This is a genomic window from Candidatus Zixiibacteriota bacterium (genome assembly GCA_029860345.1).
Classification (GTDB): domain Bacteria; phylum Zixibacteria; class MSB-5A5; order GN15; family FEB-12; genus JAJRTA01.
Map to the genome: position 1 here is coordinate 64,992 of JAOUBJ010000001.1, position 17,986 is coordinate 82,977.

A 17,986-nucleotide genomic window follows, 5' to 3' on the forward strand; every position below is an offset into this window, starting at 1 on the left:
CTATGGCACGCATACTGATCATCGATGACGAAGAAAACATCCGCAGTTCGCTCAAATCGGCCTTGGAACGTAGGGGTCATGAGATCGTCACCGCCGAGAGCTTCACGCAAGGAGCTCAATTCGCATCGTCCGGATTCGATCTGATATTCCTCGATGTTCTCCTCCCCGACGGCAACGGACTGGACCTGCTCAAGTCTATCCTGGCTCAGAACCGTCGCCAGATTGTGGTAGTGATTTCCGGTCATGCCGATATCGATATGGCCGTTGAGGCTATCCGTGTCGGAGCCTACGATTTTATCGAAAAACCGGTTGCTCTGGACCGGGTCCTGATCACTATCGACAACGCCACCAAAACCAGCGACCTGGTTACTGAGAACACAAGACTCTCGTCTTTGCTCTACGGCGAGTTTATCGGTGAGTCGGCTGAGATTCGCGGCCTCAAGAACGATGTCGTGAAGTCGGCGCCCAAGGCGACCAACTTCATGATCTACGGAGAGAACGGCACCGGCAAGGAACTGATCGCACACATGATCCACCGGGCCAGTCGCTTTTCCGATGGACCCTTCGTGGCCGTAAACTGTGCCGCCCTGCCCTCTGAGCTTGTCGAGTCGACCTTGTTCGGTCATACCGCAGGCGCTTTCACCGGGGCTCGCAGCGCGCGCAAGGGGTGCTTTCGTGAAGCCGGAAGCGGTTCTATCTTTCTGGACGAGATCAGCGAAATGCCGCCGGCCGCACAGGCGAAAATTCTGCGCGTCGTCGAAACCCGGACGGTTGTGCCGGTCGGATCGGATAAACCCAGTTCCATAGAGTGCAACATCATAGCGGCGTCAAACCGTGATCTTGGCCGGATGGTTTCGGAAGGGAAGTTTAGGCAAGACCTCTTGTACCGTCTTAACGTGGTGCAGTTTCAGATACCTCCCTTGAGAGAGCGAACAGAGGATATCCCGCTCTTGGTGCAACACTTTCTTAGCCGCTTTGCCGCCGAGATCAAGACCGTTCCAAAAACACTATCCGATGATGCGATTGCCTTACTGACCGGCTTTGACTTCCCAGGTAACACCCGTGAACTGAAGAACCTCATGGAGCGTGTAAACATTTACTGCGAAGATCAGGTTGTCCAGCTGCCCGATCTGAAGCCGCTGATGCCGCGGACAATCGCTCCAGCCACAGCCCCCCTGAAGATGGCAATGGCAGATTTTGAGCGTGAGTATATTCAGGCCGCTGTCTCACGCAACAGGGGGAACATTGCCAAAGCAGCCAGGGAGCTTGGTGTCGAGAGATCCCATCTCTACAAGAAAATGAAAAAGCACACCCGGTAGTCATACCTGGAGTTACTCGGGGAAATCGACCAGGGCAGTCGAATGCTGTCTATCGGATCAGGATCACTTTCTTGGTGAACATCCCGTCCCGGGAGATTCAACGGAGGTGGCCCCACGGCTTACGGGAAAGGTCACAGACATAGATGAAGGTATCAACTGAATCGTTGACTTATTATAGACGTTACCATGAGAAGACTCGACGGGGGGTGGAGATATCTATAGAGCCGCACACCATCAGGTCGGACCCGCTCGAAAACAAGTTGTCACCATCGTAACCGACCGTGAACGGATTCACCGAGTCACGTGGCTGATGAGATCACCCGTCAGAGAATCGACACTTTCTGGATGTCAGCAAGTGATGCTTCCTCGTCACCGGCATCACCAACATCACCGACATCACGTGCATTCACCAGTTTCCAGACCTTATTGAACGTCAACGAAGGGTTGTTAAGGTCCAGTGCCTTTTGACCCGATTGCGGTACATTGACCAGTATACGTATCTTGCGCTTGTCGATGATGGCTGCGTTTACCAAAATCGACGAGACCAATTGAGAACAATCTCTGAGTTGGTCGGCATCGTCCAACTGAATGCTGAAGGACTGTAAGACACTTTCGAGTGGGACGGCATTTTCTGCGATGATGCATCTGAGGAGTTCTCGAATGTCATCCCGGTAGTGATCATTGAGTTTTTGGGTCAGTATTTTCAGACCGACGACTATTAGCAGTATCTCTGCGACGGTAAGTCTGCTATGGATTCTCGAATTCTGTTTTGACAGTTTATAGGCGCCCAAATCCTTATCGAAATGGACCGGGAAGTCCGCCTCCGAGATGAAGTTCAAGTAGCGGTATGCGGATCGCTCTGATATTCCGCAGACCGACTTGATAGTATCCATCGTGACATGTTGGCGGTTGCTGAGCAGGCTGATTAGAGCCACGATCTTGTTTATGCGTCTCATAGTATTAGTCTGGGGGAGCGATTACGCTCCCCCGCTCCATCATAGTATGGCAGTGATCAGACTGTAAGCCAGATCCATGAATGTTGTCTCGTATGTGCTTGCCTCGTTTGGATCCTCGGTCGCCGTTGTATCCGGCGGAGCCGGTGGACCCGGCGGTGGTTCCGGTGGTTCGATCGGCGGGTCGCCGGTGGTTCCGTCGGCGAAAGCTATAGATGGAGTTCCAAAGAACGGAGCCCCACATGCCAGGAATACCGCCAAAAGGCAAAACCAAATAACTGTACTGTGGCTTTTGCGTCTCATCTTCTACCTCGTGCTGGGTCTAGGTATAACATGAGGGAGCGATAACGCTCCCCCGCTTCATCATAGTATGACAGTGAACAAACTGAATGCGAGATCCAGAAATCCGCTTTCGAGTGTTCCGGCCTCATTTGGATCCTCGGTCGCCGTTGTATCCGGCGGAGCTGGTGGACCCGGCGGTGGTTCCGGCGGCTCAACGGGTGGGTCACCGGTGGTTCCGTCAGCTAAGGCTATCGACGGAGTTCCAAAGAACGGAGCTCCGCATGCCAGGAAGGCTGCCAAAAGGCAAATCCAGATAACTGTACTGTGGCTTTTGCGTCTCATCATTTTTCCTCCTGCGAGATGTGGTTACATGTTGCCGGAGGTATATCAAAGGCGGTGCCACGCCCACCGAGTTTGGAGTCACACAGTTACTATCTTGTACTACAACGACTTATGCTGTTCAGGCAGGCTGTGTCGGAGACCGATTATTCGCCTGGACTAAATACAAAGTGATCTTGGTTGGTAAATCCTTTGGATTAAAAGGAGTTACGTCAGACGGTCAAGGATTCAAATGTGGTAAGGTGGTAAATGAGAGGGGTGTCAATCTCGGGAGATACCGTATTTTTTTATTTTTCGCCTCAAAGTAGCCAGCGACATCCCCAGCAGCTTGGCGACACGCGACTGAACCCAGTCACATTTGATCAGTGCCGCAATGATTTCTGCTTTCTCTCTGGCCTCTGCAATCTTCTTGGAGGATTCTTTTTTGGAGTCAGAAGTATATATCTCCAGCGGCAGCATCGAAGGGGCGACACGCTGACCGGGGTACAGAATACACAGGCGCTCGATTGTGTTCTTGAGTTCTCGCACATTGCCGGACCAAGCATAAGCTATCAAGAAATCCATGACATCAGACTGAATGCGTGGCGGAACCTTGCCTGCCGAGAAGATTCGGATAAAATGGTCGACCAGAACAGGAATGTCGTTCTGACGTTCTCTCAGCGGTGGGATTTCAATGGTGAAAGTGTTAAGCCGGTGTAGCAGGTCTTCCCTGAATTCTTTGTCCTTTACAGCTTGGCGCAAGTTTTTGTTGGTTGAGTACAGAAATCTTATGTCTACTGAAATCGTTCTGTTACTACCTACTTTTTCGAACTGTTGATACTCAAGAACGCGCAAGAGCTTGGCTTGCACCCCAATCGCCATGTCACCGATCTCATCAAGCAAGAGAGTACCGTTATCGGCGGCTGAGAACTTTCCGTCGCGAACGCCGACCCCGGTGGCCACATTCTTGGCCACTCCGAACAGTTCACTCTCAATGAGGTCATGGGCTATGGCCGAACAGTTCATTTTGATCATCGGCTGGTCAGCACGGACGCTGAGATTGTGAATCAGACTAGCCAGGATTTCTTTGCCCGTGCCGCTTTCGCCGGTTATCAAAACAGGAGCTTCCGAACGAGCGATTTCGGGCAGCCGACTCAATAACTGCTGAATAACAGGGTCGACCGTAACGAACGACTGCTCGTTCCCAAGCCGATTGAGGTCACCCAATAGCTCCTCGTGGGCCAGATTCGAAGCTTTGTATCTCTGAGCCGTGGTCAACATAACCGACATGAAGTTCGCAATTGACTCCATGTACATGATATCCGCCGCATCGAAAAGAGCGGGAATAGTATGGTGGTCCAGATAAAGGGCACCTATTTGTTCGTTGTCTCTCACAATCGGTAAGCAGGCCACAGAAAGAATGTTGTGATAGATTATACTCTGGTATTCTTTGGTGCGAGGATCGGCCAGTGCATTCTCGATAATGATCGACTTCGTCTCATTCATCGCATCCTGTGGAATCCTGGAGCTGATGGCCTGAATGTCCGCCAGACTTTCTTCATCACAATGAAGAAAGGCGCCAACTTGAAGAGCTTGTTTGTTACTCTTCTTCAGGAGCAAAGCTCCCCTTTCAGCGCCTGTTTGCTCAACAGCAAAGCCTACCATCTTCCTCAGTGACCCTTCGTAGTCATCAATACTGCTTAATGCCTCCGAAATCCCGTGCAAGGAACTGATCAGCCGGTCACGATTGTCAGTCTCAGGGGTGATCTTGTCGAGGCGCTCTTGTATTGAGTTCGAAAACAGAGAATTGCCCAGAGCCTCGGCGATCTTCAGCGCATGCGCGTAGAACTTCTGAGCCAGTTTGGGGTTGGAGCCATCTTCGTATATGAGTGCCAACTGTTGGCATATCAACAGCGTCAGGAATTTCTGACCCGCCTTGTCAAGAATCCGGTAGACTGATTTTAGGACACCTAAGCGTTCAGCTGTTTCATGCGAGTCATACTTGGCAAATCGGACCATCATTGAGACTGCTTTCAGTACCGGACTCTTTGACTTCTCCAATCGATCTACTAACGGAGTGGCTATTTCGAGCGCATCGCGGACTATCGCCGTATCCGACCTGATGAGCAGATGAAACAAACAGATCCCCGCACAGAATAGGCAGTTGTTCTCAACCAGTGTTCTCGCACAGGTAAGCAGCGCTTCCCCGGCCGGATCAGGTTCGTAATAAACCTGGCCAAGGCAGTTAATCAGTTCTACTTCGGCCAGAGCGGCGGTGTCGTGGAGGGGTGCGAAACAACTAATGGCTGACTTAATGTGTTCCCGGCAACTTTCAATATCGCCTTGAAAAAGAGCAACCTCAGCCAGGTTCTGATGCACTTTGCCGACCGGCTTCTGCATGGCATTTGAAGTGGGTATCTCAAGCGCCTGTTGCCAGGATTGCTTGGCCGCCGTAAGATCACCCATGTTTCCCTGCAGAAATCCTCGATTGAGATAAAAAAACATCAGATGACTGCTTTGGTCGGAAGCGAACTTGAAATTCAAATACTTTTGGAGCCAGTATTCAGCTTTTCTGAACTCACCGAGTCGGACAAAGCCGAACATGAGCGGTGTATATACAGCCTGCAGTTTCGCCGTTTCCCGTGGAGTCGATGCGTTCCGGATGGCCAGTTTGCCGTACTTGACAGCTTTGTCATACTCTGCCAGTTCACTGTATAGTAGCGTCAACATGGCCGTTACAGGATTCTGTTCTATTGTAATGTTTTTGGACTTCGCGAGGCTGAACGCCTCCAAGAGGTGCATTTCAGACCGGATGAAATCTCCTCGTCGCCACTCGACCACCCCCTGTGCATAGCCTATTAACACCGCCTGATCACACCAACCGGACTTCCTTGCCGATTGAAGTAAAGAACTGAGGATTTGCTCGGCGCTTTTGTGATCGCCATTCAGACTATACTGCCATGCTCTCAAGCGGTCAAACTTTGATTTGTACTCAGAGTTGGACCGGTCCGAGGCCAACTCGAAACCAAATTGGATCATTCCCTGTAGCTTCTCTGTATCCTTGGTATTTATAGCTGCCACAGTTTGCTCATGCAGAAGACTCAAATACTCCTCAGACTCCTTCGGTAGCAATTCAAGCAGTTGATCACTATAATGAGAAGCATCTTTGGGCCGGTTCAGTCCATACGAGACTTCTACCAATTCCCGGAGAACCTCCGTTCGGCCGTTTTCGTTATTTGCCTCAGGCTCGTTCTCTGTAATCTCCTCACACTCTTTGAGGATGAATAGAGCTTTGTATAGTTCGCCCGTTTGTTTCAGATCGGCCGCTTGTTGGATAAGAGTGTTTAATTGTGGGCGAGCGTCCTTACTATCGTCGACTAACTCACCCGAATCTCGCTTGCAAATGTTGTTGGCCGATCTAAACACGGCTTTGAGTTCGCTGTCGGATGGTGCGATGTGCCAGTAGTCGCCGAATCTCTCAATGCGAGCATCCTCAAGCAACTTACGGGCAACACGGAAGGTGGCCTGTCTGTCGACTTCGTAGGCTTTCCCGAGATCAGTTAGCAGTTCATCACTCAATCCCATTACCATGTTCTTAGCCGACAGGAGGGTTTTGGCCAGACCGCGCCTGGCCGATTGACGATGGCTTGAGAGCCTGAAGTCAGACAGTGACTTCATCCCGAAAAGCGATTTCTGAGACGATTCGAAAGTCCGGCGATCAATCAGGCCTTCTTCAAACAAGGCGCTAGTTAGATAGGCCGGGCGTTGCGACCATTCCTCAGCCACCAGCCTGACGGCCAACCTCTCCGCCCCGGCCGTAGTGTCCTCGGTATCGGTATCCCCGCTGGCCGGCTCCGCCCGCAGTTCCTCCAGCACTTTCTGAAGCGACACGCCCAGGGAGTAATTGTCCGACTGAGGAACGACCATACGGTTCGCAATGACTTCAGGTGCTATGTGTTCAGGGGTCCCAAATACTTGCGCTTGAAGTCCTTCGTTGGCCTCGCACAGAAAGTCCAGGTCAATGAGAATGATCGATAATCTGGTCGGCCTGGCGTCTATGAGGAAATTTCCGAATTTCAGATCGCCATGTACCAGCCCCGAGAGATGTAGATAATCGACTATGGTGCTGATCTGAGTGAGAATCTCTATGGGATTCTTGACAAATCTGTCCGCTGTGAGCGGCTTCCAGATACGATTATCAAGGTACGGGTACTCCACATAAAACGTATTGGCTTCAAAGTGCTTTGCCCTGGCCGTGAGGATTTTGGGCGTTCTCAAAGACCTCTGGTTGGCAAACGACCTCGCTATTATACGATTGGATGCCTGCAACTCCAGGGGGCCAGATTGGCTCGGCGTCTTTACGTATACTATCTCGCCGGTTTGCCTGTCTCTGGCCTGCCAGGACTGACAAAGTGCGTTTTCTGAAATCGGAGTAATGAACTCGTATTTCTTGGATGTCGGCGTTGTGTTCATTCGCTTGCTACTTTTGGGTTTCAGTCTAGTGGCGAATAGGCCTACGGCTCCTCTTTCCAATGTGGACCAGACTGCCGTCATCTTCAGACACAAGATAACACGAAATTATACCATTGCAAACTGATGCAAAAAAAAATGCGCAGTCACTGTCACCCTTTGGCAGTGACCACCCCGATATATTCGGATGATCGAAAGATATAGAGTAGTTCGAGTTATTTGGTTCTTGAGTGTGGGGTAGAACGACTGCAGCGGGGGCCTGAGAAAGTTGTTCTACCCCATCTCTACTGTCCTTAACCAGAAGTTGAAGCCGTTTTTGAAGCGATATCCAGTTCCCTGAACACAACTATAACCAGGTTAGCAGTCTCTCAGGAAGCTTCTTCTTAGACCCAGCTATGAGACATTCAAGTAAGACTGAGAAAACCGACATCGTATACGTTAAGGATCTGCAGCCATCCCGAGGTTTCTACGGCAGCTTACCAGAGACCGAGATCCTTCACTCGGAGCCCGGGGTGTTCATCCAGTTGGAAATCAGTGGCCATGTTCTCCGAATCGTTGAGGCACGCGACTCGTGGGGCAGACGACCGGGTCCGGCTATAGTCTTCATCACTGTCGCCAGTATTGCCCATTGGACGAGTTTGCTTCGGAAGGTGAACATCAAGTACACAGTGCACTCGCAGTCGTCCAGGGATCACCTTGTAGAGATTATGGACCCTGATAGAAATACGATCATTTTTGCCGAGGCACCAAACGCAGTGCACCACAAGAACTCATGATTTCGTGAGCGCATCATTCAGGGATAGAAGTTGCTACCCTGACCCAACCGGCTGCCTTAGAAACTCTACGTAACGGTCCTCTTAAAGTGTATTATGAGTTTGCATCGTCGGGCAGTCAAGTTTATGGAATTCGAACGGGTGCTTTCTCTACTTGAAACTCAAGTACTGTAGCAGATCGCCCAACTTAGCTTCCACACACGAGAAAAGCGCCAGCCGTAAGCAATCCCGGCGATCGCCTTGCATCATAACCGGTTATATAACAAACATTAGTTGGCTCACATGGGCAGGCGTTAGCTTCCCGTATCCTCCAAGCAGCTGCACTGCGCCGGTTCCACATTAATAGCACCGAGTTATTGGGGCTTTTGCTCGTCCTTCTCATAAGTGACTTGTGCCACCGAGCCTACCGCGACCCCGTGGCTGTGCCGGCGGTTACTCATCACCGCAACGCTGAGGTTATCCGGAAATGAATTCCGTTGACATTCGGGAGGTTACACACTATTATAACTGACGCTGTCTCGTTAACGACTCGGCGCAAGGAGTTTTCGGAATGTTGATAGGCTGGGTGCCATTTTAGGGGCGCACGAGCCGGGTTTTCGGAGAATCCGGGTCTAATCAGCCAGTCCCATCCTAGTTTGCCCCAACTGCTTGCAGAGTAATCAGCCTTCATCATTCCGAGGGCATCGTTGGCGCCGGTTGTTTGAGAGGTTAGATAGACGTACTGGGCCAAGCCTGACCTTAAGCACAATGGCTTCATGCATGGAGTGTGGTCCGAATGTCGGTTTTTGGCCGGTGAACAGACGGTAGAAGCGCAGTGGGATGGTTGCCGAGAGTGACCTATCTGAGTTGTGATGTATGTTGAGCGTCCGATGGGCAGGGAGCCGTAGCACACCGACTTAGTGGTCGCGCCGGACATGGGCAAAGGCAGAACTCAGTGGTCTTCTTTGAGAAACCCAAATTGGGTATGGGAACACAGTGATGGTTAAGACAGTGAGGTGTCTTGTAAGTCGAGCCGTCAAGGTATTATCCTACAGGGCGATTTCACGGTTTAGTGAGATCGACACAGGTCTCGTTTTGCCACAATCTCCAGCCAAATGGGCAACTCTCGGAGGAAGGGCACACTGGTTGTGCCTAATCCTATCGGTCGTCATCCAGCTGGGTATTGGTCCGGCTGGATTTGCACAGGACAGTGAAGCAGCGTCTGTAGATTCAATCCCACAGATTGCCAACCAAAACCACTTCGTTATCCTTCTGGATCGATCGGGAGTGTTCAAGGACACAATCGGTCAGAATACTTTCATACACTTGCTCAAGGTGACTCTGCCGAAAGTACTGTCGGACTCGCTGGGTTACCGGTTCAAGAAGGACTACGTGTCGATGATGTGGTTTGGGCCCACCAAGGAAACACCGAACATCGATACGGACTTTCTAAAAGAGGTTTTTCTTCTCAAAGACGACAAACGATTCAAGGATCTCACACTCAGTAGTACTCAATGGTGGCAGAACCGGAGCAACTGGACAGCCAGTTCGGCCGCCTTTGGTCTGGCCCTGCACAAGCTTGGCGAAGCCTACCGTAACCAGTCTGTCATCAATACCGTTTTTAACAAAACCTACCTGGTCCGGATCAGCGACGAGGTTCTAAACACAACCGGCAGCTTCTTTGCTGAATTGACGAACCTGGAGCGAAGCTGGGACGAGCTGAAGGGTTTTGATTCGGCATATACTTGGTTGGATGAAGTACATAATAGCACGACCATTCTGAACCCACGTTCCACCGTACAATTCTGCCTCAGCAGCTCGGGGCGGGTTAGTTGGGACGCCGGCGATTATCGAAGTGCGAGCAGCGGCTTCCCTGTAAAGTGTGTAATCACAGAAGTGGTTTGCAGGCCAAGCGAAGATGAGCACTTTGACGCCGCCTTTGACTCCAGAACACCCCAAAGCCTTAGACATCACACACACCGCCCCATGTCTGGGTCTGCCTGGTTTAAGCTTCGGAGTGAGTTCCTCCAGGCTCATCCCGGACTCAAACCGCTGGGCTGGCGATGCGACGTTAAATATGATGGTGGGGCTGAAGAAGTCGGGGCCATCAATGTGCTTAGCGAGGGTCTCGATATAGATATCACGGTGGCTGAGAAGAATGAAAGTCTGCCGGAGTTGATGACGTTTACAGCATTTTTCAGCCGAGTGGATCCATATCTGGGAGCTCGACTCTTCAGACTCACCAAGACAGAGATATATACCCCCGATCCTATCCATTGGTCTGAAAGCATCCTGATGGCTGTGTGGCCCATCCCGGAGATGTCCCAAAACGCTGTTGTTGCCTGGTTTATGGCCCTGCTGTTATTGGTGGTTTTCGGTGTGGTATCCGGCCCACGCAAGGCCATACTGTCTATCGAACCGGAGGAGGACGCTAACCAAGAACCCGCCCGGGTGGTGATCGACCTGAATGAGAACTCGAAACTCCCGCTTGTGCTCGGTTATGTCAGGCGCAGTGACAGCAACTACCATCGACCGCGCATCAGACTTACGACCAGGATCAAGGACTTCTACTACATTCCCGAGCGGCAGGACAGCAAGTGTTTGCAGTTCGCGGATAATGTCACAGCGCCGGAAGGTGAGGAACTTCCTCACGAAACGATTCAACTTGCCCTGCCTAAAGAGCTTAAGAGTTACCGTTTCCGCTCTCCCGAGACCATGGCTCTGCGATTTCACCCTACCACGATCGCCGACTTAACGGCTGCCGGACACTCCATAATGGGCGGCGGCGCGACTATCAGCAGAGAGAGTGAACAGAAGATTGATCTAAGCGGGCGTTTCGGATGGACACAGGGACGGCTGTTGGGGAAAGACCGAACAGGTATGTCCGATGGTGTTTTCAATATGTCGGTGGTACTGCGGCCTCGTCTCAATCGCACCAGCCTGGAGGCGGAGGAGCTTGAGCCTATCGAATTCGAATGGAACCAACCGTTAACGATATCCAACCTAATTCTGAAGGGTCTGGAGCAGGAAACCAACTTTGTCACCGACCTGGACCTTACCTTAAGGGCGGAACTGCGGCCGCGCTCGGATGCTGTGGCGCCTGACCTAAGTTTCGAAATCAAGTCCAACGGCACGCCCAACACACAGAACGAAACCGAACCGGCGATGACCGACGACAGCGGTGAGGAAGATGCCCGACCGGCGGTCACCGCGACGCCTCTGTTTACAACCTCTCCCCTCGACGCCGACAGCTCACACCCCGGTTTGCGTGTTCAAGGACGCCTTCCGGACGAAGGTCTTTGCCTGATGGTGAAGGCCAGATTCGGAACCTTGCAAAACATCAAAACCAGCATTCACTACGATTTATACGTCAGCGTGGTAAAAGGGCGGGACCAGGTAGACCTCCTCGCCGACGGCAAAGAAGTCGCTACCCTTCCTGAAATCCACGCTCAGTTCATACCCAGCCACAGGTTAGCAACGGCCAAACTGCAATATGTCCTTCGCGCCGGTGACACGGAGAGAACATACAGCCTTACCGATTATCGGCACGACGGGAGGATCGAGATCGACCGTATTGGCATCAAGCAGGTTGCGGAATTGCCGCATGATGCCGATTGGCTGGTCCCGCGGTACCCCACGCTGGTACTGGGTAACAATGCGTCGAGTGGTAACGGTAAGGTCACTTTCGCTCTTGACTTTGAAAATGCGAGAGTGACCTATAATTCTGAGCATATCACCACACTGGGCGTGCACGAACCCCGTCGTTTGATGTCGGTGGCGATACAGAAAGTAGCAGCCGACACGGAGGCAACTTCACTTCCCGAGAAGAAGTTGCTGGCCCTGTGGCCTAACCTCGAAGAGACCATACACTCCTACGAGGGTAAGAAACAGGTGCGGATCGACATTTCTATAATCCCAGATGGCATAGAGTTGAATCCGGATGTCCTGAACACCACGATTGAACTGGCTGTGCCGGTGACAGTGACGCTTGACAACCCGGACTCGACCGATGCAGGTATGACCACCACCGAACGTTTTCCGATCGTCTGGCCGTTCCATCTCCACCGAGAACCGGCTCGCGGGCTGGTCGCGGTAGATTTCGGGACTAGCGCAATCGCCGCCGCCTACGCCGATGAGGGCCTTAGTGAACCTGAAGGTGTGGTCCTGGACTTGCAAGCCTCTTTGAAGGGGCTCGATCCAAAGCGTATCGCCTTTATCAACTACGAGGTTGGCAAGAGCCGTTTCCTCTCGGGCCTCCTGGGTTATGGTGATGACGAGACAGTCAGGGCGCAACTCCCGGACCCGGAATTGCCGTTCTTACAACCGACCGGTGTTGTCTTTCCCGCCACCAGAACCTTCTTGAAGGAGTCGGAGTACCTGGTCCCGCACCTGAAAATGCTGGTCGCGAGTGGAACCGAGGACACAATCATCGGGGGTAAGTCGGTCAAAGTCCATGACCTTCTGAAAGGTGCTCTCGAAAGTCTATTCAGCCGGTTTGTTCGTCCTCAACTCGTCAACGAGTCACCGCAAGATTCCGATCAGGTACTTCAGGGTATAAGACGTGTCGTAATGACCCTACCTAACTCCTCGTTGCAGCATCATTGTGAGATGCTCAGAAAGGCACTGCCAATGGGAGACGGTTTCCGTTTCGAGGAGGATTACATCAGTTTCATGAGTGAGTCTGACGCGGCCGCCTACAGTTACCTTTATCATCATGCGACCGTTGAAGACCTGAAGCGCTTCGGATCATCATTCAAACTACTGGTTTACGACTGTGGAGCGGGCACGCTCGATCTATCACTTCGCACTGTGAAGACAGATAGTAGCCAACCATCAAGTGAACTGGTTCGTCTGTTGTCGATTGAGGGCGCCGGCAATGCCCTGGACGATTGCATCATGCGCGCGACTCAGACACATATTGAGAACCTAAGAAACGAAGAGGAACTCAAGGACAGGTTCGATTTCCATGTCAATTACCTTCCGTGGGACCGTTTCGAGTCGCTGTCGGGCAACATCACCCAGTCGGGTTGGCGGAATTATTTAACCGAGCTCAAGAAGGACCTGTACTACACCAAAAACCGGTTGTCAGAACAGGTCTTGGAAGGGGAGGATTTCTCAAGCCTGGAGGCGCGTGTTAGTTTTGCGGCACAAATGAATAAGATGTTCGACATCATGGACGGTAGCGCCCTCTCCGATGAGGAGTTAAACCTCCTTGACCAGGAGTACGGTATAACCTACATGCCTGACAACAGAAATGAAGGCGTCCGTGACACGGGAAAGAAAACGCGTTACGTGCGCCTGGATATTCCATACGAGGATCTCGAAAAAGTCCTTGGGGATCAGAACTTCTACCATGATCACATCGAATTGCCGCTGGAGTCCATCATGCAGGAGCCTGACGGCAACATGGTCTGGCCGGATGTAGTCCTGATGACTGGTCGCACCGCCCTCTTCCCCGGCCTTCGACAAGAATTGAAAGAGTGGTTTGAAGAACGCGGGAAGTCACCGGAATTGGTTTCTTTCGCCGAAGACCCGGCCCGAATGAAGGCAATCGTGGTGCAGGGCGCTTTGGCCTGGGCTGATCGCGGTCGTAAAGCGCGCCGATTCCAAACTTCCGGCCTTTACGGTCATTACGGATTGTTGACTTGTGAGAATAACCAGTGGCACTGGTATCCGGTTTGCAGTCACCTTACAGTCGAGGACTTGGTGGATGGAACCGGCGCCAACGTACCCTGTGGTGACTGTGAGGTCGGTTCTCTCCAGCAGCTGTTTTTCGTCTACAGCAGTATCGATCCGACACCGTTACTTAAGAAATTCAATGAGGATCAGTCGCGACCCCTTATTGCCGCAGGTCCGTTGGACGTCTACCGTCATTTCTTGAAACTCCAATCCAAGGCGTCAGCAGAGACACTCAGGAGGGTGGCCAACGATAATGGAGTGGAGAGAGTCCGTTTCGAAGGCTCGTATACAAAGCAAGGCGAACTTCTCAATGTAGAGGTAGAATTGCGAATAGGGGATCAAGCCATCGTGCTCACACCCGGCGACGACTCCAAACCTAGAAGCAGTTATTCCGCGTGGCCATACAGTCTATGGACAGAAAAATGAGTCTGTTCCATCACACAGCCCTTATCAGCAGGCAGATGTTGAAAGTGTCAGCGCTAACTGGTCTTGCTCTCGTCGCTCTGTTACTGCCTTCAGCCATGGCCGAGGACTTTGACGAACCACGCGTCGCTTACATTGACTCAATCTTGTTGGCTGATAGTTCGTATCTTCAGGTGCTGACAGTCGTAGATACTCATAAGGTGAAGAGGTTTGTCAGGTTTCCAGACGGAAGTTCGGATGGTTTTGACGATGCGCTGGAGGAGGAAGCATACACGGTAGGCATTCGCACAACCAAACTCAGCAGCGATATGGCGGCAAGTTACGTAAAGCTGGCAGATGATATCTACGACAAGCAGAAGCAACTGAGAAACCGAGCGCGTGAGGTTCAAAAGAGAATTGATAAAGAAAAAAGAGAGCACGAACTGCCGAAAGATAATACGATCATATTCATTGTCGGTTTGGCCCTGGCCTTTGGAGGCGTCGGTGCCAAAGTGGCCACAGCACTAGTGCGAAAGGGACGATCTGAGTCGGTAGAGTAATTGAAGACCTGGGTAGTAACGTAATTGGATAACATGTTCACGCTTGACAAGACAACTGAGTTGGTAAAACGAAGCATCGGAGCGCTTCTGGTCTTCATGGTTTGCACACTGCTCCTGAGTAGCATGGCTCAGGCGCAGGACAAACACACTATTCGTTTCAGCTTTCACCGGCTGGTTTTCGACCGGAATGCCGATGATTCACTCGGGTACTTGTTAATCATCGACAACTTGACGACCGAAACAAGCTACTGTGTGGCCTACGACGGCGAAGAGGTGCATGGCCTGCCAGAGCGTGAGTTGCTCAATGTTCTAAGCGTATGGACAGCGCCATCAGATGATCCCGCCGGTTATTGGAGCTTCGCCGCGAAGCAGATCATTCCGGACTCGCGAATCGAAGTCGAGGAGTCCGACATCAATCTGTTAAACGCCATGGAGAGTCTGTCGGGTGACGAAGAGGATCAGGCAATCATGTGGTTCGAATCTCTGCTGAACAGGCTGGAAACGCAGGGGACAGGACCCATCATTGGCCAAACAGGACAGTTCAGATTCGCTGACAAGCCGGCTTTCCCTTATCTGAGTAGAAAGTCATTCCTAGATGGCTTCAGACCGGGAATGAAGCGCATGGACGTTCGATTAGATGAGAGGCCCCAACCGATCAGTCTGATGGACAGAGTTTTCGCGATGTGGCAGACGGTGGCCGGCCTGGTGCTTGGCCTGTTCGGCATCATACTCTTTCTTTTCACCTTTCTGTGGGGACCTTCGGAAGAAGAAGGCGTAGCGGCAGACTCGTCTCCAACAGACAAGACATCGGGAGCGCCGGATAGCACATCGCACAGGGAGCACCCAGCGCCGGTGGTCTCATCCCACCCAGGGGAGGCCAAGCGCCCAATTCTGGAGCGATTGCAACTAAAGATTGACCAAAGGAAAGAGGGCAAAAAACAGGAACAGAGAGCGCGGACAGAGCGCGTTGATATGTTGGAGAACTTGCTCAGCAAATCAATCGATGCTCTCAACGAACAACACCTCCTGGCCGTTCACTATTACCAGGTCGTCAAGTCGGCAGCCGAACGAATGAATGTAAGAATCCCGTCGGAGCGGGAGGTAGATCCAAGTGCTATGATCAGGCTGTTGAACATCGAGGACCGTAGTATCGTGGCGTTCAAAAAAGGAGACATCCTTGAACCGGTCATAAGACAAACACCGCGCCTGGTTGAAAAGGCTCCGTCTCAAGACACCGCCGAGACGAAACCGGAAGAAACTGACACTGGAGAGAGGGGTTCTGACTCCGCCGGTGGCGAGCCAGAAACCTCCAAAGAAAAGCCCGACCCCGGCGTGAGTAAAGCTCATGATGACCAGAGTGTAGCTACTGAACAAGACGACCGACATCCTGCAATTGACGAGACGGGCGCTGCGAAGGCTCCATCGGCCAACCAGATACCACCGGACGATCAGCAGACAGGTGTATCTTCGCTTGAGGCCTATGAAGAGTACCTACTCAGGGATCGCAAAGTACCGATGAGAAAGGACTTTCTGCGCAGTTTGTTCAGGTCGCTTCACCGCAACTTGTGGATGGGTCGATACCTGGAAGCCGGCATGGAAGACTATCGTCAGATCATACGCGGAGAAGAGTACAAGGAGGCCGTCGAATTGGCTGAGTCGAGGCTTCGCCAGTGTGATCATAGCGAAAGCAAGTCTTTGGTCCCGCGGATGACCAGAGTCTGGACCGATCAACCCACTGTTCCACCAGTCGGCATCCCGAGTCCGGAGAGGTTGGCCTTGATGTACCCGCTGTTCGGCGGCGTGGTCTCCGAGCGGGACTGGCTCGAAAAATCTGACCACGATTACCAGCTTAAGGAAATCGGGTATCGCCGATTCGTAGAAGCTCAATGGCCGCTCAGCGTATTTCGGAGTATCGATTTTGCCGAGTTCGGCAAGGTCCGCCAGCCTACCTGGGAAACTCTGAGCAAAATGCTGGAAGACGAGGGTTTCATTACCAGCGCCTCGCTGCTAGCCCGAGACTTGCGCCACGCCGACATCGATTTGTATTTGGACGGGCTCGACCTTCCTGAAGACGTTAAGGACACTATTCGCGTGGCATGTATAGGTGCCTTGAGCGGTCCTCGCCTGTCCGAACTGCTGGAGACCATCCTGAAAGAGTTTGCTCGGATTTGCCTGACGCTGTGCGCCGATGTCGATAAGGGACAGTTGGAGCTTCATCTGTTACCGGAGGTAGTTAGGAACCGTCTATCTCACCAGATGGCCAGCGCCAGTAGATTGCTTTTGGCCCCACTGTTAAAGAGCCATGCGCTTTTGAGCCTGGTGTGGGGTCTGGCGGAGAGTAGTATTCCGAAACATGCAAGCCAGATACGGTGCGCCTTGCACCCCATGATGCGGCTGTCCCGAAGGGCTCAGACGCACATACGTCGCCTCATACGCTCAGTCGGGCTGGAAGTGGACAACGTGCGGCTGCTGGCCCCGGCCAAGGACGGCTACATAATTGAGAAGTATGAAAACCACGGACGCAGTGTTCTCATAGAGGACCTCAGGCGTCGGTTTGGGGATGATGCTTTCAGAAAGTTCTTCAGTCTCGCCGGTATCAAGGACGGCGACGACGAAGCTGTAGTAGATATCGCCGAATGGGAGATTCGTCGAGACGGTAAAGTGATCACCGACTGCCGAGCCAAAGTGTTTACTTTCGGATATCTTTCTCTCAAGATTGGGTCGAAGGCGGTTTCCCCCGGGACCGTATCATCCTTCGATGCGAGCGCTTTCGTTCTCGAACCGGATATCGATCTACCTGCCGGCGCTGTTGGGAAGCGCGCAGTGGCAGATTCAATCACTATTCCCCAGCCGAAGCCGCGACCTGCTCCCAAAGCGACGCCGGAACCTATCGCCGACGAAAAAATACAAATGACGATAACGGAACACGAACCGATCAGCATAGAACGTGAAAACAGGCAATTTCCAGTGGTGCCGGAGAGTGAACAGAAAAAACCGTTGGTCCACGACGTTAAGCCTGAACGGATATCGACACCTCATTCACCTCAACCGGACCAGCCCAGCGAGGATACTTCGCGGCGTTCACGGGATGAACAGCGTCCACCGGCGAATGAGTCGCCGGAAGATGAACCCGATTTGACCGATCAGGACGATCACGGTGAAGACCCAACGAAATGAGCGGGAGGTTCCGTGCAACTATCATTAATCGATGCTCCGGCATATACCAATCCTGTGCGGGTGCTCGGTTTTGC

9 protein-coding genes are annotated in these 17,986 nt (G+C 52.2%); 5 read left to right on the top strand and 4 right to left on the bottom strand.

Features of this window, described 5'->3' with window-relative positions; genetic code table 11:
- Nucleotides 1-2: 2 nt before the first annotated feature.
- Complete coding sequence (locus tag OEV49_00205; protein ID MDH3889479.1) at nt 3-1,319, top strand: sigma-54 dependent transcriptional regulator; 1,317 nt, start codon at nt 3-5, stop codon at nt 1,317-1,319.
- A gap of 323 nt (nt 1,320-1,642) precedes the next feature.
- Here the strand turns inward: OEV49_00205 and OEV49_00210 are convergent, their stop codons facing one another.
- The 4 genes from OEV49_00210 to OEV49_00225 form a co-directional block, all read right to left on the bottom strand.
- Nucleotides 1,643-2,275, bottom strand: a complete 633-nt coding sequence (locus OEV49_00210) for a hypothetical protein (GenBank protein ID MDH3889480.1) — start codon at nt 2,273-2,275, stop codon at nt 1,643-1,645.
- Nucleotides 2,276-2,314: 39 nt separating this feature from the next.
- Nucleotides 2,315-2,575, bottom strand: coding sequence for a hypothetical protein (locus OEV49_00215; GenBank protein ID MDH3889481.1), 261 nt, complete (start codon nt 2,573-2,575; stop codon nt 2,315-2,317).
- Nucleotides 2,576-2,635: 60 nt separating this feature from the next.
- Entirely contained in the window at nt 2,636-2,899 is a 264-nt protein-coding gene (locus OEV49_00220) for a hypothetical protein (GenBank protein MDH3889482.1), read from the bottom strand.
- A 255-nt stretch (nt 2,900-3,154) separates the two neighbouring features.
- The gene (locus tag OEV49_00225) at nt 3,155-7,345 is read right to left on the bottom strand and encodes a sigma 54-interacting transcriptional regulator (GenBank protein MDH3889483.1); all 4,191 of its coding nucleotides are present in this window, start codon (nt 7,343-7,345) and stop codon (nt 3,155-3,157) included.
- 392 nt (nt 7,346-7,737) lie between these two features.
- On the opposite strand from OEV49_00225, the gene OEV49_00230 reads away from it, so the two are divergent.
- The 4 genes from OEV49_00230 (at nt 7,738) to OEV49_00245 (ending at nt 17,912) form a co-directional block, all read left to right on the top strand.
- Nucleotides 7,738-8,118: a hypothetical protein gene (locus OEV49_00230; protein ID MDH3889484.1), complete on the top strand. Its 381-nt coding sequence runs from the start codon at nt 7,738-7,740 to the stop codon at nt 8,116-8,118.
- 1,122 nt (nt 8,119-9,240) lie between these two features.
- A complete protein-coding gene (locus tag OEV49_00235; GenBank protein MDH3889485.1) occupies nt 9,241-14,199 on the top strand; it encodes a hypothetical protein in 4,959 nt (1,652 codons plus the stop codon).
- Nucleotides 14,196-14,735 carry a hypothetical protein gene (locus OEV49_00240; protein ID MDH3889486.1) on the top strand — a complete coding sequence of 180 codons (540 nt, stop codon included), beginning with the start codon at nt 14,196-14,198 and terminating at the stop codon, nt 14,733-14,735. Before OEV49_00235 ends, OEV49_00240 begins: the two co-directional genes overlap by 4 nt.
- 33 nt (nt 14,736-14,768) lie before the next feature.
- On the top strand, nt 14,769-17,912 hold the full coding sequence (locus OEV49_00245; GenBank protein ID MDH3889487.1) for a hypothetical protein: 3,144 nt from the start codon (nt 14,769-14,771) through the stop codon (nt 17,910-17,912).
- Nucleotides 17,913-17,986: the final 74 nt, after the last annotated feature.